Origin of the sequence: Kitasatospora sp. NPDC049285, from assembly GCF_040678815.1 — a bacterium.
In the GTDB taxonomy this organism is placed as follows: Bacteria; Actinomycetota; Actinomycetes; order Streptomycetales; family Streptomycetaceae; genus Kitasatospora.
The window spans coordinates 73,197-92,962 of sequence record NZ_JBFAQR010000003.1 but is presented as its reverse complement, the minus strand read 5'-3'; the positions used below and the strand labels follow the sequence as shown (position 1 = coordinate 92,962).

The 19,766-nt window shown below is 73.1% G+C and carries 16 protein-coding genes; 10 read left to right on the top strand and 6 right to left on the bottom strand.

What is annotated here, in order from left to right; genetic code table 11:
* The first annotated feature begins 16 nt into the window (after nt 1-16).
* Complete coding sequence (lon, locus tag AB0K51_RS03420) at nt 17-2,413, top strand: endopeptidase La (RefSeq protein ID WP_363449998.1); 2,397 nt, start codon at nt 17-19, stop codon at nt 2,411-2,413.
* Nucleotides 2,414-2,489: 76 nt separating this feature from the next.
* Nucleotides 2,490-3,023 (top strand): GtrA family protein, encoded by a 534-nt coding sequence (locus AB0K51_RS03415; protein WP_363449996.1) that lies wholly within the window; start codon nt 2,490-2,492, stop codon nt 3,021-3,023.
* 7 nt (nt 3,024-3,030) lie between these two features.
* Here AB0K51_RS03415 and AB0K51_RS03410 read toward each other — a convergent pair whose 3' ends face one another.
* Nucleotides 3,031-4,065: a DUF3533 domain-containing protein gene (locus AB0K51_RS03410; protein WP_363449994.1), complete on the bottom strand. Its 1,035-nt coding sequence runs from the start codon at nt 4,063-4,065 to the stop codon at nt 3,031-3,033.
* Between the two features lie 108 nt (nt 4,066-4,173).
* On the opposite strand from AB0K51_RS03410, the gene AB0K51_RS03405 reads away from it, so the two are divergent.
* Together AB0K51_RS03405 and AB0K51_RS03400 are read left to right on the top strand one after the other, a co-directional pair.
* Nucleotides 4,174-4,638, top strand: coding sequence for a MarR family transcriptional regulator (locus tag AB0K51_RS03405; RefSeq protein ID WP_363449992.1), 465 nt, complete (start codon nt 4,174-4,176; stop codon nt 4,636-4,638).
* A gap of 105 nt (nt 4,639-4,743) precedes the next feature.
* Entirely contained in the window at nt 4,744-6,312 is a 1,569-nt protein-coding gene (locus AB0K51_RS03400) for an MDR family MFS transporter (RefSeq protein WP_363449990.1), read from the top strand.
* 70 nt (nt 6,313-6,382) lie between these two features.
* On the opposite strand, the gene AB0K51_RS03395 is transcribed toward AB0K51_RS03400, so the two are convergent.
* Together AB0K51_RS03395 and AB0K51_RS03390 are read right to left on the bottom strand one after the other, a co-directional pair.
* Nucleotides 6,383-6,613 (bottom strand): hypothetical protein, encoded by a 231-nt coding sequence (locus tag AB0K51_RS03395; protein ID WP_363449988.1) that lies wholly within the window; start codon nt 6,611-6,613, stop codon nt 6,383-6,385.
* A gap of 13 nt (nt 6,614-6,626) precedes the next feature.
* Nucleotides 6,627-7,790: an inorganic phosphate transporter gene (locus AB0K51_RS03390; RefSeq protein WP_363449986.1), complete on the bottom strand. Its 1,164-nt coding sequence runs from the start codon at nt 7,788-7,790 to the stop codon at nt 6,627-6,629.
* Nucleotides 7,791-8,125: 335 nt separating this feature from the next.
* On the opposite strand from AB0K51_RS03390, the gene AB0K51_RS03385 reads away from it, so the two are divergent.
* Nucleotides 8,126-9,643, top strand: a complete 1,518-nt coding sequence (locus tag AB0K51_RS03385) for an NlpC/P60 family protein (protein ID WP_363449984.1) — start codon at nt 8,126-8,128, stop codon at nt 9,641-9,643.
* 58 nt (nt 9,644-9,701) lie between these two features.
* On the opposite strand, the gene AB0K51_RS03380 is transcribed toward AB0K51_RS03385, so the two are convergent.
* From AB0K51_RS03380 to AB0K51_RS03370, 3 genes are all read right to left on the bottom strand, one after another.
* The gene (locus tag AB0K51_RS03380) at nt 9,702-11,981 is read right to left on the bottom strand and encodes an FdhF/YdeP family oxidoreductase (protein WP_363449982.1); all 2,280 of its coding nucleotides are present in this window, start codon (nt 11,979-11,981) and stop codon (nt 9,702-9,704) included.
* Nucleotides 11,982-12,074: 93 nt separating this feature from the next.
* Complete coding sequence (locus tag AB0K51_RS03375) at nt 12,075-13,961, bottom strand: FAD/NAD(P)-binding protein (RefSeq protein ID WP_363449980.1); 1,887 nt, start codon at nt 13,959-13,961, stop codon at nt 12,075-12,077.
* 5 nt (nt 13,962-13,966) lie between these two features.
* Nucleotides 13,967-14,917 (bottom strand): amino acid ABC transporter permease, encoded by a 951-nt coding sequence (locus tag AB0K51_RS03370; RefSeq protein ID WP_363449978.1) that lies wholly within the window; start codon nt 14,915-14,917, stop codon nt 13,967-13,969.
* A gap of 551 nt (nt 14,918-15,468) precedes the next feature.
* Between AB0K51_RS03370 and AB0K51_RS03365 the strand changes: the two genes are divergently transcribed.
* Genes AB0K51_RS03365 through AB0K51_RS03345 form a run of 5 tightly spaced genes read left to right on the top strand, consistent with a single transcriptional unit; the run spans nt 15,469 to nt 19,746 of the window.
* Nucleotides 15,469-16,605, top strand: coding sequence for an LLM class flavin-dependent oxidoreductase (locus tag AB0K51_RS03365; RefSeq protein ID WP_363449976.1), 1,137 nt, complete (start codon nt 15,469-15,471; stop codon nt 16,603-16,605).
* Nucleotides 16,602-17,102: a GNAT family N-acetyltransferase gene (locus AB0K51_RS03360; protein ID WP_363449974.1), complete on the top strand. Its 501-nt coding sequence runs from the start codon at nt 16,602-16,604 to the stop codon at nt 17,100-17,102. The genes AB0K51_RS03365 and AB0K51_RS03360 overlap by 4 nt, the downstream gene beginning before the upstream one ends.
* Complete coding sequence (locus tag AB0K51_RS03355) at nt 17,099-18,022, top strand: ABC transporter substrate-binding protein (protein WP_363449972.1); 924 nt, start codon at nt 17,099-17,101, stop codon at nt 18,020-18,022. Before AB0K51_RS03360 ends, AB0K51_RS03355 begins: the two co-directional genes overlap by 4 nt.
* A gap of 12 nt (nt 18,023-18,034) precedes the next feature.
* A complete protein-coding gene (locus AB0K51_RS03350) occupies nt 18,035-18,982 on the top strand; it encodes an amino acid ABC transporter permease (protein WP_363449970.1) in 948 nt (315 codons plus the stop codon).
* Nucleotides 18,979-19,746 (top strand): amino acid ABC transporter ATP-binding protein, encoded by a 768-nt coding sequence (locus AB0K51_RS03345; RefSeq protein WP_363449968.1) that lies wholly within the window; start codon nt 18,979-18,981, stop codon nt 19,744-19,746. The genes AB0K51_RS03350 and AB0K51_RS03345 overlap by 4 nt, the downstream gene beginning before the upstream one ends.
* Nucleotides 19,747-19,766 lie beyond the last annotated feature (20 nt).

Sequence of the window (19,766 nt, the reverse complement as noted above, 5' to 3'; positions counted from 1 at the left end):
TGACTGGGGAGAGATCATGGCATCGACGTCCACTCCGCTCACCCTGCCCGTGCTGCCGCTCGACGACGAAGTGGTGCTCCCCGGCATGGTGGTTCCGCTGGAGCTTTCGGATCCCGAGGTGCGGGCTGCCGTGGAGGCGGCCCGGGCGGGTAGCAACGGGGGTGGGAAGCCGCAGGTGCTGCTGGTGCCGCGGCTGGACGGGTCGTACGCGGCGGTAGGCACGTTGGCGACGGTCGAGCAGGTGGGCCGGCTCGCGGACGGTGACCCGGCGGCGCTGGTGCGGGCGGTGCGCCGGGTGCGGATCGGCGCGGGGACGACCGGGCCGGGGGCGGCGCTGTGGGTGGAGACCACGCCGTTCCGGGAGTCGGACCCGGGGACGCCGGTGGCCGGGCGGGCCGCCGAGCTGGTCAAGGAGTACAAGGCGCTGTCCACGAAGTGGCTGCGCAAGCGCGGGGCGTGGCAGATCGTCGACCGGGTGGCCGCGATCGACGACGTCGGCGAGCTGGCCGACAACATCGGGTACGCGCCGTTCGCGACCGCCGAGCAGAAGCTGAAGGTGCTGCTGGAGGCGGACCGGCTGGCCCGGTTGGAGTACGCGCTGAGCCTGCTGCGCGACCACCTGGCGGAGGAGGAGGTCAACGACACCATCCGCAAGGACGTCGAGGAGGGCGTGGCGAAGCAGCAGAAGGAGTTCCTGCTGCGGCGCCAGCTGGAGGCGGTGCGCAAGGAGCTGGCCGAGCTGAACGGCGAGTCGGGCACCGAGGAGGACGACTACCGGGCGCGGGTGGAGACGGCCGAGCTGCCGGAGAAGGTGCGCGAGGCGGCGCTCAAGGAGGTCGACAAGCTGGAGCGCTCCAGCGACCAGTCGCCGGAGGGGTCGTGGATCCGCACCTGGCTGGACACCGTGCTGGAGCTGCCGTGGAGCACCCGCTCCGAGGACGCGTACGACATCGCCGGCGCCCGTGCGGTGCTGGACGCCGACCACACCGGCCTGGACGACGTGAAGGACCGGATCGTCGAGTACCTGGCGGTGCGCAAGCGGCGGGCCGACCTCGGGCTCGGGCAGATCGGCGGGCGGCGCGGGGGCGCGGTACTGGCGCTGGTGGGTCCGCCGGGCGTGGGCAAGACCTCGCTGGGCGAGTCGGTGGCGCGGGCGATGGGCCGCTCGTTCGTGCGGGTGTCGCTGGGCGGCGTCCGGGACGAGGCGGAGATCCGCGGCCACCGCAGGACGTACGTGGGCGCGCTGCCGGGCCGGATCGTCCGGGCGATCAAGGAGGCCGGGTCGATGAACCCGGTGGTGCTGCTGGACGAGATCGACAAGGTCGGCTCGGACTTCCGGGGCGACCCGGCGGCGGCGCTGCTGGAGGTGCTGGACCCGGCGCAGAACCACACCTTCCGGGACCACTACCTGGAGGTCGAGCTGGACCTGTCGGACGTGGTCTTCCTGGCCACCGCCAACGTGCTGGAGGCCATCCCGGAGCCGCTGCTGGACCGGATGGACCTGGTGCGGCTGGACGGCTACACCGAGGACGAGAAGGTCGCGATCGCCCGTGACCACCTGCTGCCCCGTCAGCTGGCGAAGGCCGGGCTGAGCGCGGAGCAGGTCGCGGTGGACGAGGCGGCGCTGCGCCGGCTGGCCGCCGAGTACACCCGGGAGGCGGGCGTCCGGAACCTGGAGCGGTCGATCGCGCGCATCCTGCGGAAGGTCGCGGCCCAGACCGAGCTGGGCGGCCGCGAGCTGCCCGCCGCGATCGGGGCGGACGACCTGCGAGCGCTGCTCGGCCGGCCGCACCACGTGCCGGAGGCGGCGCAGGAGCCGTCCGAGCGCCGGACCGCGGTGCCCGGCGTGGCGACCGGGCTGGCGGTCACCGGGGCCGGCGGCGACGTCCTCTACATCGAGGCCTCGCTGGCGGACGCGGAGACCGGCTCGACCGGGCTGACCCTGACCGGCCAGCTGGGCGACGTGATGAAGGAGTCGGCGCACATCGCGCTCTCCTACCTGCGTTCGCGCGGCGCCGAGCTGGAGCTGCCGGTGACCGGGCTGCGCGAGCGGGGCATCCACCTGCACGTGCCGGCCGGGGCGGTGCCCAAGGACGGTCCGAGCGCGGGCATCACCATGACCACGGCGCTGGCCTCGCTGCTGTCCGGCCGCAAGGTGCGCACCGACGTGGCGATGACCGGTGAGGTGTCGCTGACCGGGCGGGTGCTGCCGATCGGCGGGGTGAAGCAGAAGCTGCTGGCCGCCGACCGGGCCGGGATCACCACGGTGATCATCCCGAAGCGCAACGAGCCGGACCTGGACGACGTCCCGGACGAGGTGCTGGAGCGGCTGACGGTCCACCCGGTGGCCGACGTGCGGGAGGTGCTGAAGCTGGCCCTGGAGCCGGCCGAGGTGCTGGTCGCCGCGGCCTGACCGGAAACCACCACGGGCGCGGGCGAGCTCCGCGCCCGTGGTGGTTCGTGCTCGGGACGCGTGGCAGACTGCCCGCATGCCGTCCCTTACGCAGCGGGTGCTCGCCGCCGTGCCGGAGCGCTACCGCCCGTTCCTGGTGAAGCACCGCAAGCTGGTGAAGTTCCTCATGGTCGGGGGGACCTGCTTCCTGCTGACCATGCTGATCAACTTCGGGCTGAAGCTGACGGTCTGCCAGAACAAGCCGGTGGTGGCGCTGACCATCGCCACCGTGGTCACCACGGTGATCTCCTACGTGCTGAACCGGCAGTGGTCCTTCCGGGCGGTCGGCAAGCAGCGCGAGGCGGTGCTGTTCTTCGTGGTCAGCGGGCTGGCGGTGCTGGTGAACGACATCCCGCTGGCGCTGTCGCGGTACGTCCTCGACCTGCGGACGCCGGACGTCAGCCATCTGACCCAGGAGATCGCGGACTTCCTCAGCGGCATGATCATCGGAACGCTGGTGGCGATGGTCTTCCGCTTCTGGGCGATGAGCCGGTTCGTCTTCACCCGGCTGTCCGAGGGGGAGGCCCCCGCCGAGCCGGAGCGGCCCGGGCGGGAGCCGGAACGGGTCTGACGGACGGTCAGCGCCCCCCGGGCAGCGGGCGGCCGAACCGCGGGCCGCCCGCCACGGCGAGGAAGGTCACCGCGACGCCGATCACCGCCCAGGCGGCCAGCACCAGGAACGGCACCGTCAGGTTGGTGGAGTCCAGGTAGGCGATGGAACGGGCGGCCGAGGTGCCGGCGCCGTTCGGGATCCACTGGCCGATCGCCCGCCAGAACGCGGGCAGCAGCGGCGGTGGGAAGACGCCGCCCGCGCTGGGGTTGCCCAGCACCACGAAGACCAGCACCGCCAGGCCGATGCCGACCACGTCGAACAGGCACTCCAGCGCCATGGTGACGGCGCCGACCGCGAAGACCACCAGGGTGCCGAGGCCGGTGAGGGCGGCGATCGAGCCGGGCAGCGCGTCCAGGATCGGGCCGGTGATCAGCGCGCCGCCGAGGCCGGCCGCGACCGAGTAGAGCGCCAGCGTGCCGAGCCGGAGCACCGCGCGGCCGCTGTTGGCGGGCCGGGAGCCGGCGCTGATGCCGAGGATCGAGGCGACCAGGTAGCCGCCGACGCACCAGCCGACCACCAGGTAGAAGGAGGAGAGCCCCTCCGCGTCGCCCGCGGCCAGCGGGATGGTGTCCTCGACGGCGATGGTGCGGCCCTGGGTGGCGGCCAGCTTGCCGACGATCTCCTCGGCCGCGGTGGCGGCGGCCGGTCCGCGGGCGTCGGCGACCAGCAGGGCGTCCTTGGTGCCGGTCGGGTCGACGACCCAGGCCGCGTAGATCTTCTGGTCCTTGATCCGGGACGCGGCGGTGGCCTGGTCGGGCGCGGTGGAGGCGCGTACCGCGTCGTTCGGGACGGCCTCCAGGGCGGCGGTCAGCTTCCCGGCGACCTGCTCGGGGGCGACCACGGCGATCGAGAGCTGGTGCGGCGTCGGGTGGTGCAGGGCGCCGACGTACGAGGTGATGAAGCCGAGCTGGAGCAGCAGGGTGGCGACGACCAGCAGGAACGCGCGCGGGGTAACCGCGTCCCGAAGGTCCGCCGCGAATCCCGTTCCGGGCTCTGCCATGGCGGGGCCTCTCCCTCCAGGAGTGGATCAATACGGGCGAAACGGATACTTCATAACATGAACTAGTTCCGGGGAGGGGGAGGCGCGAGCTGCGCGATACTGAGCGCCATGAACGAGGCCCCCGGTGTGCAGACCCCCGTCGAGCAGGCGTTCCTGGACGTCGAGCGCGAGGTGTTGACGCTGTTCCGGCGCAGTCGGGCGCGGGCGGCGGAGGTCTCCCGGCTGGTCCACCCGGAGCTGGAGGCGGGGGCGTACGCGCTGCTCGGGTTCATCCACGACGCCGGGCGGGCCCGGGTGACCGACGTCGGGCTGCACTTCGGGGTGGGCAAGGCGACGGTGAGCCGGCAGATCAAGGCGATCGAGGAGCTCGGGCTGCTGCGCCGGGAGACCGACCCGCTGGACCGGCGGGCCTCGCTGGTCTCGCTGACCGCCGAGGGGGAGGAGCGGTTCGTCCGTGCGCGGGCGGAGCGGATGGCCCGGTTCCGCTCGCGCCTGGAGGTCTGGGATCCGGCCGAGTTGCGCCGCTTCGCCGAACTGCTGGAGCGGTTCAACGAGCTGACCGAGGGGGTCTGACGGGCGGCGCGGGGGATTCCTTTACCTGAATTTGAAGAAAGTTGTCTTAGTCAACTATCGACGTATAGTTGCTTCAGGCAACGAAATTTCAGGCGAAGGAACCCCATGCCGCCGACTCCCCAGGCCCAGATGTCCCACCGACAAGTCCTCGAAGCCCTCTCGGGCCTGCTGCTCGGCCTGTTCGTGGCCGTTCTCTCCTCGACCGTCGTCTCCAACGCACTGCCGCGGATCCTCACCGACCTGCACGGCGGCGAGTCCGCGTACACCTGGGTGGTGACCGCGGCGCTGCTGTCGATCACCGCCGCGACCCCGCTCTGGGGCAAGCTCTCCGACCTGGTCAGCAAGAAGCTGCTGGTGCAGATCGCCATGGTGATCTACGTGATCTCCTCGGCGCTGGCCGGCCTCTCGCAGTCCATCGGCATGCTGATCTTCTGCCGGGTGCTGCAGGGCATCGGCGCCGGCGGCGTGATCGCGCTCGGCCAGATCTGCCTGGCCGCGATGGTCCCGCCGCGCGAACGCGGCCGGTACAGCGGCTACTTCGGCGCGGTCTTCGCGCTCGCCACCATCGGCGGCCCGCTGATCGGCGGCGTCATCGTGGACACCGACTGGCTCGGCTGGCGCTGGTGCTTCTACGTCGGCGTGCCGTTCGCGCTGGTCGCCGTCCTGGTGCTGCAGCGCACCCTGAAGCTGCCCGAGCAGCCGGTCCGCAAGCCGAAGATCGACTACCTCGGCGCGGTGCTGATCACCGCCGCGGTCAGCCTGGTGATGATCTGGATCTCGCTGGCCGGCAAGAACTACGCCTGGGTCTCCTGGCAGACGGCCGCCATGGTCGGCGGCGGACTGCTGCTCGCCCTGGTCTTCGTGCTGGTGGAGAAGCGCGCCGCCGAGCCGCTGATCCCGCTCGACCTGTTCCGCCACCGCACCGTCGCGCTGGCCGCGCTGGCCAGCGCCTTCGTCGGCGTCGGGATGTACGGCACCACCACCTTCCTCGGCCAGTACTTCCAGCTCGCCAAGGAGAAGACCCCCACCCAGGCCGGCCTGCTCACCCTGCCGATGATCCTCGGCCTGGCGCTCTCCTCCACCATCGGCGGCCGCCTGATCACCAAGTACGGCCGCTGGAAGGGCTTCCTGGTCGGCGGCACGCTGATGCTCGCGGTCGGACTCGCGCTGCTCGGCACCGCCCGCGACGACAGCTCCTACGCGCTGCTCGCGCTCTACATGGCGGTGGCCGGCGTCGGCCTCGGCCTGACCAGCCAGAACCTGGTGCTCGCGGTGCAGAACACCGTCCCGCGGCACGAGCTCGGCGCGGCCAGCTCGGTGGTCACCTTCTTCCGCACCATGGGCGGCGCGATGGGCGTCTCCGCGCTCGGCGCGCTGCTCGGCAACAAGGTCGCCTCCTACCTGGCGGAGAACTTCGCCAAGGCCGGTCTGCCGGCCGCCGGGGCCGGCGGCGACGGCATCCCCGACCTGCACAAGCTGCCCGCGCGGATCGTCCCGCTGGTCACCGACGCCTTCGGCCACGGCGTGGGCACGGTCTTCCTGGTCGCCGCCCCGTTCGCGGTGGTCGGCTTCCTGCTGGTGCTGTTCATCCGCGAGGTGCCGCTGCGCACCGCCGCCGACGAGCGGGCCGCGACCGCGGACGCCCCCAAGGCCGCGGAGCTGGTCGCCGACTGAGCGCGCGACGCACGCGAGAGGGCCCCGCCGGTAATCCGGCGGGGCCCTTCGTCGTGCGGTGCGCGGATGCCTACTTGGAGGCGATCAGCGAGATGCCGTAGCCCACCACCGCCGCGCAGGCGGCGAAGCAGACGCCGGCGGCGACCAGGGCGGGGACGCCCTTGCCGGTGGCCCCGGAGGCCACCGCGGCCTCGCGGCGGGACAGGGCGAGGTTGCCCAGGGCGAAGACGACGACCACCCCGAGGGTGACGGCCAGGCTCACGCCCGCGGTCTCGGCCAGTGCGGCCCACTTGATCTGCATGGCTGACGTCCTCTCAGGCCGCGATGGTGGTGGTGGGGGCGGCCGGGGCGGCGGTGACCGGGACCTCGACCTGGGTGGTCTCGTTGACGTTGTCGGCGTGCACCGGCTGGCGGCGGGAGAGCAGCCACATCGAACCGGCGCCCAGCACCAGCGCCAGGCCGACCAGCGCCACGCCCCAGTCGCCCTGGTCGGCGACGAAGGCGGCGGCGCCGGAGACCGCGGCGGCGGCCGGCAGGGTCAGGCCCCAGGTGTAGACCATGCGGCGGACCATGCCCCAGCGCAGCTTGCCGGACGGGCCGCCGAGGCCGGCGCCCATGATGCCGCCGGAGCAGACCTGGGTGGTGGACAGGCCGTAGCCCATGTGCGAGGAGGTCAGGATCACGGTGGCCGCGGCGGTCTCCGAGGAGAAGCCCTGCGGCGGCCGGATGTCCGCCAGGCCGGAGCCCATCGAGCGGATGATCCGCCAGCCGCCCATGTAGGTGCCGAGCGCGATGGCCAGACCGGCGCTGACGATCACCCAGGTCGGCGGCTGGGCGCCCTTGTGCAGCGCACCGGCCGACACCAGGGTCAGCGTGATGATGCCCATGGTCTTCTGCGCGTCGTTGGTGCCGTGCGCCAGCGAGATCAGCGAGGAGGAGAACATCTGGCCGCGCTTGAAGCCCTTCTCGGTGGACTTCTTCGGCGCGCCGCGGGTGATCAGGTAGGCCAGCTTGGTGGCGCCCCAGGAGGCCAGGCCCGCCACGATCGGCGAGGCGACCGCGGGGATCAGGATCTTGGAGACCACGGTGGAGAAGTTGACGCCGTGCAGGCCGACGCCGACCACGGTGGCGCCGATCAGGCCGCCGTACAGGGCGTGCGAGGAGGACGACGGCAGGCCCTTGAGCCAGGTCAGCAGGTTCCACAGGATCGCGCCGACCAGGGCGGCGAAGATGATCGAGGGCTGCAGTCCGGACTTCTCGTTGACGATGCCGCCCGAGATGGTGGTGGCGACCTTCACCGAGAGGAAGGCGCCCGCGAAGTTCAGCACCGCCGCGATCGCGACGGCCACCTTGGGCTTGAGGGCGCCGGTGGCGATGGAGGTGGCCATCGCGTTGGCGGTGTCGTGGAAGCCGTTGGTGAAGTCGAAGGCGAGCGCCGTGATGATCACAACGGCCACCAGGAACGTGATGTGTTCCATACCCAAACAATCGTCGTAGTGGTCGGACTGACGTTGCTGTCCTCGGCGACCGTAGGAAGCCTCGGTGAACGGGAGGTTAACTACGAACGGAGTCGGGGTTCCGTTGGTGACGTCCGACTGGCCGGGCCGTTGGGTTTCCATGGAGGTCGGGGCTCCGGGTGAGAGTGTTCTCACACGCCGGGCCGGATGAGAATTCACCGAGTCGCCCCGATACCCCCTGACGGGAAGACGGCCCCACGTGGCAGGATTCGGCGCAGATCGCCGACGGACAATCAGGGGAGGGCCGGTCGATGGGGGCTGGGCAGTGCACGGAGTCTTCTGGCCTACGGCCGTGGGTGCGTGCCGCCCTGCGCTGCGGAGCGGTGCTGGCCGCCGCCGCGCTGAGCCTGCCGTTCGCCTCGGCCGCGTACGCCGCGCCCGAGCCGGGCGCCCCGATCACGGCGCCGACCGTCGCCCCCGGGGCCGACCCGCTGGCCGACGCCAAGAACACCCTCGGCCCGCTGCTGGACAAGCTGCACGACCTGTACCAGCAGGCCGAGGCCGCCACCGAGCAGTACAACACCACCGCCGCCCGGCTCACCGAGCAGCAGGCCACGCTCGCCGAGCTGAACGACCGGGTGGTCCGCCAGCAGGCCGCGGTGGAGACCGGCTCCGACCTGGCCGCCCAGCTCGCCGCCGCCCAGTACCGCAACAGCCAGGTCTCCGGCTACGCCGAACTGCTGCTCGCCAAGGACCCGTACGAGGCGGTGCTGATCGCCGAGCTGCTGGACTCGGCCGGGCGGTCGCAGAAGGCCTTCCTCGACCGGCTGAAGGCCGACCGGGACACCCTGAACGCGCTGCAGCTCGCCGCCCGGCAGGCGCTGGCGGAGTCGCAGACGCTCGCCGCGCAGCAACAGGCCGCGAAGAACGACGTCGCGACCAAGCTGAACCAGGTCGAGCAGCTGGTCGGCTCGCTCACCGGCGCGCAGCGCAGCGAGCTGGAGGTGCTGGAGAAGCAGCGCGCCGACCAGGCGCAGCTGGCCTTCCTGGCCTCCGGGGCGCTCGGCAAGGGCGAGCGCACGCCGTCCGCGCAGGGCCGCAAGGCGGTGGCCTTCGCGCTGGCCCAGCTCGGCAAGGACTACGTGTGGGGCGGTGACGGGCCGGACGTGTTCGACTGCTCCGGGCTGACCTCGCAGGCCTGGCTGGCGGCCGGCCGGGGCATCCCGCGCACCAGCCAGGAGCAGTGGGCGCAGCTGCAGCACGTCCCGCTGAACCAGATCCGCCCCGGCGACCTGATCGTCTACTTCGGCGGCGCCACCCACATCGCGATGTACATCGGCGGCGGCCTGATGGTGCAGGCGCCGCACACCGGCGACGTGGTGAAGGTCTCGCAGATCGGTGCGATGCCGATCCTCGGCGCGGTCCGTCCCGACCCGGACGACGTGGCGGACGACGCGGGCGGCGGCTGGAAGGTGCCGGACGTGCCGATCGGCTCGGTCCGGATCGCGCCCGCCAAGCCGTCCACCCTGCCGCCCCCGCCGCCGGCCACCGGCACCCCGACCGGCGGTGCCACCCCGACCGACCCGGCCACGCCGGGCGGCTCCGCCGGCCCCACCCCGCAGCCGAGCGCCTCGGACTCGCCGGGCGCCACCTCGGCGCCGTCGCCGAGCGACGGCGGCAGCGCGTCGGCCACGCCGGGCACCACCGCCTCGGCCACGGCGTCGGACTCGGCGTCGGCCAGCTTCTCGGCGTCGTCGTCGGCCTCGATGGCGCGCACGGGTTCGGCCTCGGCCACCGCCGCGGCCTCCGCGAGCGGCTCGGCCTCCGGCTCGGCCTCGACCGGCACGGGCTCCGGCTCGCCGTCCGCCGGCTAGTCCGGGTCCGCGGCGGGTCCGGGGTGAATGCCGGTCCCGCCGCGGAGTTGACGGTGCGTCAGGCCTGCTGGGGCTCCAGGCGGACCACCACGGCCTTGGAGGTCGGGGTGTTGCTGATGTCGGCGGTGGAGTCCAGCGGCACCAGCACGTTGGTCTCCGGGTAGTAGGCGGCCGCGCCGCCGCGGGCCACCGGGTAGTGGACCACCCGGAAGTGCTCGGCGCGGCGCTCCACGCCGTCCGACCACTCGCCCACCAGGTCGACGAACTGACCGTCGGAGACGCCGAGTTCGGCGGCGTCGGCGGGGTTGACCAGGACCACCCGGCGGCCGCCGGTGATGCCCCGGTAGCGGTCGTCGAGGCCGTACACGGTGGTGTTGTACTGGTCGTGCGAGCGCAGCGTCTGCAGCAGCAGCCGGCCCGCCGGGACCTCGGGTGCGGTGAGCGGGTTGACGGTGAAGTTGGCCTTGCCGGTCGCGGTGGGGAAGGTCCGGGTGTCGCGCGGGGCGTGCGGCAGGGTGAAGCCGCCGGGGCGGCGGACCTTGGCGTTGAAGTCGTCGAAGCCCGGCACCACGCGGGCGATCCGGTCCCGGACGGTGTCGTAGTCGCGGGCGAAGTCCTCCCACGGGACGGTGTCCTGCGGGCCGAGCGCGGCGCGGGCCAGGCGGGCGACGATCGCCACCTCGGAGAGCAGGCCGGGCGCGGGCGGGCGCAGGCCGCCGCGCGAGGAGTGCACCATGCCCATCGAGTCCTCGACGCTGACGAACTGGGCGCCGGCGTCGGTCCAGTCCCGGTCGGTGCGGCCCAGGGTGGGCAGGATCAGCGCGCGGGCGCCGGTGACCACGTGCGAGCGGTTCAGCTTGGTGGAGACGTGCACGGTGAGCCGGCAGCGGCGCATCGCGGCCTCGGTGGCGTCGGTGTCCGGGCTCGCCGCGACGAAGTTGCCGCCCATCGCGAAGAACACCTTGACCCGGCCGTCGCGCATCGCCCGGATGGTGTCCACGGTGTCGTAGCCGTGCGCGCGCGGCGGCTCGAAGGCGAACTCCCTGCCGAGCGCGTCCAGGAACGCGGGGGCGGGCCGCTCGAAGATGCCCATGGTGCGGTCGCCCTGGACGTTGCTGTGCCCGCGCACCGGGCAGACGCCGGCCCCGGGGCGGCCGACGTTGCCGCGCAGCAGCAGGAAGTTGACGACCTCCCGGATGGTCGGCACGGCGTGCTTGTGCTGGGTGAGGCCCATCGCCCAGCAGACGATGATCTTCTTCGAACCGAGCACCAGCCGGTGCAGCTCCTCGACCTGCTCCCACGGCAGGCCGGTGGCGTCCGTGGTGGCGGCCCGGTCCAGCTCGGCCGCCTCGGCGGCGAACTCCGGGTAGCCGGCGCAGTGTTCGGCGATGAAGGCCTCGTCGACGGCGCCGGGGGTGGTGAGCAGCAGGTGGTTGAGGGCGCGGAACAGCGCCAGGTCGCCGCCGAGCCGGATCTGCAGGAACAGGTCGGTGAGCTTGGTGCCGCCGCCGACCAGGCCGCGCGCGTTCTGCGGGTTCTTGAACCGCTCCAGGCCCGCCTCGGGCAGCGGGTTGACGCTGACGATCTTCGCCCCGGCCCGCTTGGCCCGCTCCAGCGCGGAGAGCATCCGCGGGTGGTTGGTGCCGGGGTTCTGGCCCGCGACGATGATCAGGTCGGCCTGGTAGAGGTCCTTCAGGTGGACGCTGCCCTTGCCGACCCCGAGGGTCTCGGTGAGCGCCGAACCGGACGACTCGTGGCACATGTTGGAGCAGTCCGGCAGGTTGTTGGTGCCGAGCCGGCGGGCGAACAGCTGGTACGCGAAGGCCGCCTCGTTGGAGGTGCGGCCGGAGGTGTAGAACGCCGCCTCGTTCGGCGAGCCGAGCGCGGTCAACTCCTCGGCGATCAGCCGGAAGGCGTCGTCCCAGCCGATCGGCGCGTAGTGGCTCGCGCCCTCCGCCAGCAGCATCGGCTCGGTCAACCGGCCCTGCTGGCCGAGCCAGTAGCCGGAGCGCTCGGCCAGCTCGGCGACCGGGTGGGCGGCGAAGAACTCGGCGGTGATCCGCCGCTCGGTGGCCTCCTCGGCGACCGCCTTCGCGCCGTTCTCGCAGAACTCCGCCAGGTGCGGCTTGTCCGGCTCCGGCCAGGCGCACCCGGGGCAGTCGAACCCGCCCTGCTGGTTGACCTTCCGCAGCGTCGCCAGCACCCGGCGCGGGGACATCTGCTCGCCCGCCATCCGCAGCGTGTGCCCGATCGCCGGCAACCCCGCCGCCGCGTGCGCGGGCGGGCCCACCCGGGGCTCGTCCTGGACGGGATCGCGGTGCGGGGGCTGCTTGGCCATGGCGGGACTCTCCGGAGGGCTCGGTGTGTTGCGAGCGTATCGGGTGGGCGAACGGCTGTCGTGCGGCCGGACGCCGGTGCGGGACCGGCGTGCTCACCCCTCCTTCTGGAGCTCCGTCAGCAGCCGTCTGGCGACGGCGTCGTTCTGCCGGAAGGACGGGGCGTCGGTGCGGGGCCGGGCGAAGGCCGCGGGGGCGCGGGTGGTGGTCGGCGCGCCGAGGGCGGTCCGGCGGGGGTGCGGGCGGCCGCCGAGCGCGGGGTCGAGCACCCGGGCGTCGGGATCGGTCCGGATCAGGCCGGACCGGTAGGTGTGCTGGTCCGGGTCGGTGAGGAGTTCCTCGTCCAGCCGGCCCTCGCGCAGCAGGTGGCGCAGCAGCGGGTCGGCGGTGCGGTCGAGGGCGTGCCGGGGGAGGAAGGCGTCGACCAGCGCGGTGCCGTGCACGCGGTGGCCGGGCAGGGCGGGGGAGGAGGCGCGGAAGGTGCCGTGCTCCTCGTCGAGGGCGACCTCCAGCTCCGGGCCGAGGAAGTGCAGCAGGCCGGCGTCGGAGAGGGCGAGCAGCTGCTCCAGGCGGAAGCCGGGCGGGCCGGAGGCGTAGAAGGAGAAGAAGCCGGCCCACCAGCCGTCGAGTTCGGCGGCCGTGGAGCGGGCGGTGAGCGGGTGCTCGGCCAGTACCCGGACCAGCTGGCCGTACAGCGAGAGCAGGGCGAGGAAGGCGCCGAGGTCGGCGCTGTGCCGCAGGTCGGAGCGGCGGGCCAGGTCGGCGCGCAGGTGGGCGTGCAGCCGGTGGCGGAGCTCGTCGGCGCTGCCGGTCCGCAGGTCGGCCAGTGGGCGGTCGAGCCGTTCCAGGTCGAGCCGGTCGGCCGGGTCGGGCACCGCGGCGGCGACCAGTGCCTCGCGCTCGGGCCCGTACCAGTCGACCCGGTCGTACCCGGCGAGGAAGGCGTCCCAGGGCAGCGTGGTGCGCTCGGGGTGGCCGTGGAACAGCTCGTGGTAGTAGCCGAAGCCGATCTCCTTGGCCATCGACGGCCACAGGTCGCGCCGGAACTCCAGTGGCCCGGGCGGGAGTTCGGTGTCCGGCCCGAAGTAGCGCGGCAGCGGAGGGGGCGGGCCCTGCAGGCGGTAGCCGGTCTTGGCGTGGTACGGCACGCCGCGCTGGGAGCCCGCGTACAGCACCGGCTCGCGGCCCGACGGGTGGTAGCGCAGCCCGCCGTCCGGGCGCGGGGTGAAGTGCCCGCCGCGACCCTCGGAGAGCAGCGCGACCAGGTCGACGAAGGCCAGGCCCAGACCGCGCACGATCACCGGCTCGCCGGGGGCCAGCCCGGCGAGGTCGGTGTCGGCGGTGAACGCGGGCGGCAGGTAGGTGCGGCCGTGGCGGCCGGCGAAGGCACGGGCGGCGGCCGTGTCGGGGCCGGGCGCGGAGTCGAGGTGGCCGAGGGCGAGCACCACCCGGTCGGCGAGCAGCACGGTGTCGGTGAGGTGGACGCGCTGCGGTCCCTCGGGGTCCCCGGTGATCCGACGGGCGGTGTCCTGGTGGACGAACAGCCGCACGTTGTCCGGGAGTTCGTCGGCGGCGCGGCGGAACACCCAGTCCAGGTAGGCGCTCTGGGCGCGGCGGGTGGGGAAGTCGGTGGCGGCGAGGGCGCGCAGCTCCTCGTCGACCGCCGGGTCGGCGGTCGGCCGGTAGGGGGCGAACTGCTCGGGGGCGGCGGCCCATTCGGCCAGCGAGGGGCCGGGGCGCACCGGGCCCTCGAGCGTGGAGCGCTCGTCGGTGAACATGGTGACGTCCTCGGCCATGGAGTTCATCCGCAGCAGCGGGGACTGCTCGCTGCGCCAGATCCGGCCGCCGCCCGGCGGGTGCGGATCGACCAGGTGGATGTCCAACCCGGTTCCGGGGGCGAGGAGTTCGGGGGCGTTGGCGGCGATCCGCTCCAGCAGGCCGGTGCCCCGCGGCCCGGCGCCGACGACGACCAGGACGGGCACCGCGGTCACCGTCCGGCCAGTCGGCCGAGCACGGCCCGGGTCCGCTGCCACGGTGTGGGCGGCAGTCCGGCGCGGGTGGCGCCGCGGGCGAAGTGCCGTTCCAGGTAGTACTGGCCGACCGACAGCACACTGGTCACCACCACGTACCAGAGCGTGGCGACGGTCAGCAGCGGGATCACCTGGTACGTCTGGTTGTAGATCAGCTGGGCGGAGAACAGCAGGTCGTGGACGGCCAGCACGCTGATCACCGAGGTGCCCTTGAGGGTGCCGATCAGCATGTTCCCGGCTGGCGGCAGGATCGCCCGCATCGCCTGCGGCAGCACGATCCGGCGCAGCACCCGCCCGCGGCCCAGGCCGAGCGAGGCGGCGGCCTCCAACTGCCCCTGGTCGACCGAGAGGACGCCGCTGCGCACCACCTCGGCGGCGAACGCGGCCTCGTGCAGGGTCAGGCCGATCAGCGCGGTGAGCACCGGCCCGAGCAGGTTGACGGTCCGGACGGCGAACAGCTCCGGGCCGAGCGGCAGGCTGAGCGAGAGCGTCGGGTACAGCGCCCCGATGTTGAACCAGAACAGCAGCTGGACCAGCAGCGGGGTGGCCCGGAAGATCCACACGAAGGTCCAACTCAGGCCCTGCAGAACCGGGTTGCCGGAGAGCCGGGCGACCGCCAGCGCGGTGCCGAGGGCGAAGCCGAGGGCGGTGACGGCGGCGGTCAGCCACAGCGTCAGCAGCAGGCCGCGCAGGATCGCGGCGGACGTCAGGTAGCCGCCGACCACGTCCCACTGGAACGCCGGGTTGGCGGCGAGCGAGCGGGCCACCAGGGCGGCGGCGAGCAGGGCGAGGCCGCCGCTCGCGTACCGGAGGGGGCGGCGGCGCGGCACGATCGGCAGCGCCGCGGTCTCCGGCGGGGGCGGTTCGGCGGGGCGGGCGGCGCTCAGGACGCCGGAGGGCGAGGCCATGGAGGGCTCCAGGGGCGGCGGGGCAGGCGGAATCCACATGCCGTCACTCACGCGCGCCGTGTCCCTCAACACGGCTGTTCCGGGCGGCGGTCGGACCGGGCCCGGGCAGTTCTCGCTCTGTCCCGATCGTACGGGTGAGCGAGGCGGCGGTGTCAAGGAGCACCCGATTCCGGCATCTGGAAGCCGGGTTGACGGATCGCCGGGCACGCTGCTCAACTGTTCGGCATGAACGCCGAGCTGCCCGCCCTGGTCACGCGAGGCCACATCGACTTCGGTCGGGTGTGGTCCGCAGCGTGTTGCGGCTGACTCGGCAGCGGGCCGTCTGACCGGCCCCCTTCTCCTTCGGGAGTCCTCCCTCGGTCGCCCCGTCGCGGGCCCGGAAGCCGTCCTGTCCTGACGGCGCATCAGGCATCCGCTGCCGCCTGTTTCGAGATCGTGCTCGCTCTGCCGGCGCCCCGTCACGCGCCGAGCCCACCGCCGTGCCCGCCCGCCGAGGCCCTGCCCCGGCCTGCCCCGGCACGTCCTCAGCCGACCCGGAAGGCCCCACCGCCATGCCCGTCGAGTTCCTCGGAATCGCCGCCACCGGCGACGGTTCGGAGACCACCCCGCGCACCACCGCCGCCTTCGACCGCGACTACACCCTGCGCCTGGCCCGCGCCCACGAGGACCACGGCTGGGACCGGGTGCTGTTCGCCTACGCCGCCGGCTCCCCGGAACCCGCCGCCGCCGCGGCGTTCCTGGCCGCCAAGCTGGACCGGCTCCAGATCCTGCTGGCGCACCGCCCGAACGTCTCCTACCCGACCTTCGCCGCCAAGACCTTCGCCACCCTCGACCAGATCAGCGGCGGTCGGCTCACGGTCCACTTCATCACCGGCGGCAACGACCACGAGCAGCAACGCGAGGGCGACTTCGTCCCGAAGGACCGCCGTTACGACCGCACCCGGGAGTACATCGGGATCGTCAAGCGCGCCTGGACCAGCCGCGAACCCTTCGACCACGAAGGCGAGTTCTACCGCTTCAACGACTTCGTCTCGGACGTCTTCCCGCTCCAGCAGCCCCGGCCCGGGGTCTCCTTCGGCGGCTCCTCGCCCGCCGCCTACGCGGCCGGCGGGGCCGAGGCCGACGTCTACTGCCTGTGGGGCGAGCCGCTGGCCCGTACGGCCGAGCAGATCGAGCTGGTCAAGGCGGCCGCGCGGGCCGCCGGCCGTACCGAACCGCCGCGGATCCAGGTGGCGTTCCGGCCGATCATCGCCCCGACCGCGGAACTCGCCTGGGAGAAGGCGCACCGCACGGTCGCGGCGATCCGGGCGCGCCGCGCCGCCGCCGGGCCGGACCGCCGCCGCGCGGGCGGCGCCGGGCCGGAGAACACCGGCTCGCAGCGGCTGCTGGAGATCGCCGAGGCCGGGGAGCGCTACGACCGGGCGCTGTGGACCCCGACCGCCGCCGCCACCGGCGGCGCGGGCAACTCCAACGCGCTGGTGGGCACCCCCGAGACGGTCGCCCAGGCCCTGCTCGACTACTACGACCTGGGCGTGGACATCCTCTCCGCCCGCGGCTACGACCACGTCGGCGACGCCATCGACTTCGGCCGGTACGTGATCCCGATCGTGCGCGAGGAGGTCGCCAAGCGCGACGCCGCGAAGGCGGCCGACAGCGTGGCGACCGACGGCTCGGCGGCTGCGGCGTGAGTGCGCTGACCGTGGAGCGGGTCGCGCTGGGGGACCCGCTCACCGCCCCGCTGATCCGCGAACTCACCCACGAGTACACCACCCGCTACGGACCCGGCGCCCAGCAGGAGATGACCCGCTACCCCGCCGAGGAGTTCACGCCGCCGCACGGCCTGCTGCTCCTGCTGCTGCTCGACGGCCTGCCGGTGGCCGGCGGCGCCTTCCGGCGCTACGACGAGCACACCGCCGAGCTGAAGCGGATGTGGACCAGCTCCGAGCACCGCCGCCGGGGCCTCGGCCGCCGGGTGCTCGCCGAACTGGAGAGCGCCGCCGGCGCCGCCGGCTACCGGCGGATCTTCCTGACCACCGGCCCGCGCCAGCCCGAGGCCAGGGGCCTCTACCTGGCCACCGGCTACACCCCGTTGTTCGACGTCACGGCCGATCCACTGGAGATCGGACCGCTGCCGTTCGAGAAGCACCTCGCCGTCGACCCGGCGGGAAAGGCACCGATCCGATGAAGCGTCAGCTCCCCGCCGCCTTGGCCGTCCTCACGGCGCTCACCCTGGCCGGCTGCGGTTCCGGACCGGCCGCCCCGAGCGCCGCCCCGGTCGGCGTCTCGCCGAGCCAGGACGTCGTGGCGGGTGTCACCAGGTCGGAGGCGGCGGCCGCGCTGCTGCCCGCCGACGTGCGGGCGGCCGGCAGCATCCGGCTGGGCGGCGCGGTCGGCACCGCGCCCACCGCGTACTACCCGGACCCGGCGAAGAAGGAGCCGGCCGGTCTGGACGTCGACCTGGCGAACGCCGTCGCCCGGAAGCTCGGGCTGACCGTCCAGCGCGAGGACGCCGCGTTCGAGACCATCCTGCCCGCACTCGGCAGCGGCAAGTACGACGTCGGCACCGGCAACTTCGGCGTCACCACGGCCCGGCTGAAGACCATCGACTTCGTCACCTACATCGACGACGGCCAGGGCTTCGGGGTCCGCGCCGACAACAAGCAGCTGACCTCCGTCACCGACCTGGTGCAGCTGTGCGGCCTGGTGGTCGGCACCGGCGCGGGCACCACCTTCGAGGCGACCCTGAACGCCAGGAAGGACGTCTGCGCGCAGGCCGGCAAGAAGCCGTACGAGGTGAAGTCGTTCTCGGAGAACGGCGCCGTGGTCACCGGACTCCAGCAGGGCCGGATCGACGTGGTGATGTCCACCATCAACGGGCTGCGCTACCAGGCCGCCCAGCCGAGCGCCAACACCCGCTTCCTGGGCGAGTTCCACCGGCTGGACGTCGGGTTCGCGTTCAGGAAGGGCTCGCCGCTCACCCCGGCGTTCCAGGCGGCGGTCAACGAGCTGATCAAGGACGGCAGTTACCAGAAGATCCTCGCCAAGTGGGGCACCGCCGACTCGGCGATCACCGAGTCGCGGATCAACCCTCCCGAGCACCCCTGACCTGGAGCCCCGATGACCACCACGACCCCTGAGGCTCGGCCGGCGCTCCGACCACCCGGCGACGACCCGGCCGGGCTGCGCGTCGTCCCGGCCCGCCACCCGTGGCGCTGGGCGGCCGGCGTCGCAGCCCTGGTGCTGATCGCCCAGTTCCTGCACGGCCTGGCCGTCAACCCGGGCTGGGACTGGCCCACCTTCCGCGCCTTCGTGTTCTCCGACAGCATCCTGCGCGCCGTCGGCCTGACGCTCCAACTCACCGCCTACGGAACGGTGCTGGGCTTCGCCCTGGGCGCGGTGGTGGCCGCGCTGCGGCTCTCCGGCAGCCCGATCCTGCGCACCCTCGCCTGGACGTACGTGTGGGCGTTCCGCTCGATCCCGCTCATCGTCCAGCTGGTGTTCTGGTTCAACCTGGCCTACCTCTACAAGCGGATCGGCGTCGGCATCCCGTTCGGGCCGACCTTCGCCTCGTTCGCCACCATGGACCTGCTCGGCGCGCTCGGCGCCGCCGTCCTCGGCCTGGCGCTGCACCAGGCCGCGTACGCCGCCGAGATCATCCGCGGCGGGGTGCTGGCGGTCGACGCCGGCCAGCTCGAAGCGGCCGCCGCGCTCGGCATCCCGCGCCTGCGGCAGGCCTGGCGGATCGTGCTGCCGCAGGCCATGCGCGGCATCCTGCCGAACGCCGCCAACGAGGTGATCTCGCTGTTCAAGGGCACCTCCATCGTCTACGTGATGGCGATCGGCGAGCTCTTCTACCAGGTCCAGGTGATCTACGGCCGCACCGGACGGGTGGTGCCGCTGCTGCTGGTCGCCACCGCCTGGTACGTGCTGCTGACCACCGTGCTGTCCGTCGCGCAGTACTACGTCGAGCGGTACTTCGCCCGCGGCAGCGAGCGCAACCCGCCACCCACCCCCTGGCAGCGGCTGCGCGCCGCCGCCGACGAGATCCGGGAGAAGCGAGCATGAGCGGCACGGCGATGGTGGAGGTCCGCGGCGTCCACAAGAGCTTCGGCCGGCTGGAGGTGCTGCGCGGCGTGGACCTCAGCGTCGAGCCGGGCACCGTCACGGTGATCCTCGGCCCGTCCGGATCCGGCAAGTCCACCCTGCTGCGCGCGATCAACCACCTGGAGAAGCTCGACCGCGGCTACGTGGCGGTCGACGGGGAACTGATCGGCTACCGGCGCGTCGGCGACAAGCTGCACGAACTGCGCGAACACGAGGTGCTCAGGCAGCGCACCAGGCTCGGCTTCGTGTTCCAGAACTTCAACCTCTTCCCGCACCTGACGGTGCTGGAGAACCTGGTCGAGGCCCCGGTCAGCGCCCTCGGCGTGCCCAAGGCGCAGGCCCGCGAGCGGGCCCTGGAGCTGCTCGCCCGGGTCGGCCTCGCCGACAAGGCCGAGGAGTACCCGCGCCGGCTCTCCGGCGGCCAGCAGCAGCGGGTCGCCATCGCCCGGGCGCTCGCCCTGGAGCCCAAGGTGCTGCTCTTCGACGAGCCGACGTCCGCGCTCGACCCCGAGCTGGTCGGCGAGGTGCTCGACGTGATCAGGGACCTGGCCCGGGCCGGCACCACGATGATCGTGGTCACCCACGAGATCGGCTTCGCCCGCGAGGTCGCCGACACCGTCGTCTTCATGGACGGCGGGGTGGTCGTCGAACAGGGCCCGCCGGCCAAGGTGCTGGACGCCCCGGACCAGGCCCGGACCCGCGCCTTCCTCGCCAAGGTCCTCTGAAACCCCTTATCCCACAAAGG

What these genes read in the sequence shown, in the direction of transcription:
- AB0K51_RS03405 (WP_363449992.1), top strand. Translation starts at nt 4,174, where the DNA reads ATGAACGAGGCCCCCGGTGTGCAGACCCCCGTCGAGCAGGCGTTCCTG.
- AB0K51_RS03410 (WP_363449994.1), bottom strand. Translation starts at nt 4,065, where the DNA reads ATGGCAGAGCCCGGAACGGGATTCGCGGCGGACCTTCGGGACGCGGTT.
- AB0K51_RS03350 (WP_363449970.1), top strand. Translation starts at nt 18,035, where the DNA reads ATGACCACCACGACCCCTGAGGCTCGGCCGGCGCTCCGACCACCCGGC.
- AB0K51_RS03355 (WP_363449972.1), top strand. Translation starts at nt 17,099, where the DNA reads ATGAAGCGTCAGCTCCCCGCCGCCTTGGCCGTCCTCACGGCGCTCACC.
- AB0K51_RS03415 (WP_363449996.1), top strand. Translation starts at nt 2,490, where the DNA reads ATGCCGTCCCTTACGCAGCGGGTGCTCGCCGCCGTGCCGGAGCGCTAC.
- AB0K51_RS03400 (WP_363449990.1), top strand. Translation starts at nt 4,744, where the DNA reads ATGCCGCCGACTCCCCAGGCCCAGATGTCCCACCGACAAGTCCTCGAA.
- AB0K51_RS03365 (WP_363449976.1), top strand. Translation starts at nt 15,469, where the DNA reads ATGCCCGTCGAGTTCCTCGGAATCGCCGCCACCGGCGACGGTTCGGAG.
- AB0K51_RS03390 (WP_363449986.1), bottom strand. Translation starts at nt 7,790, where the DNA reads ATGGAACACATCACGTTCCTGGTGGCCGTTGTGATCATCACGGCGCTC.
- AB0K51_RS03380 (WP_363449982.1), bottom strand. Translation starts at nt 11,981, where the DNA reads ATGGCCAAGCAGCCCCCGCACCGCGATCCCGTCCAGGACGAGCCCCGG.
- AB0K51_RS03395 (WP_363449988.1), bottom strand. Translation starts at nt 6,613, where the DNA reads ATGCAGATCAAGTGGGCCGCACTGGCCGAGACCGCGGGCGTGAGCCTG.
- lon (WP_363449998.1), top strand. Translation starts at nt 17, where the DNA reads ATGGCATCGACGTCCACTCCGCTCACCCTGCCCGTGCTGCCGCTCGAC.
- AB0K51_RS03370 (WP_363449978.1), bottom strand. Translation starts at nt 14,917, where the DNA reads ATGGCCTCGCCCTCCGGCGTCCTGAGCGCCGCCCGCCCCGCCGAACCG.
- AB0K51_RS03345 (WP_363449968.1), top strand. Translation starts at nt 18,979, where the DNA reads ATGAGCGGCACGGCGATGGTGGAGGTCCGCGGCGTCCACAAGAGCTTC.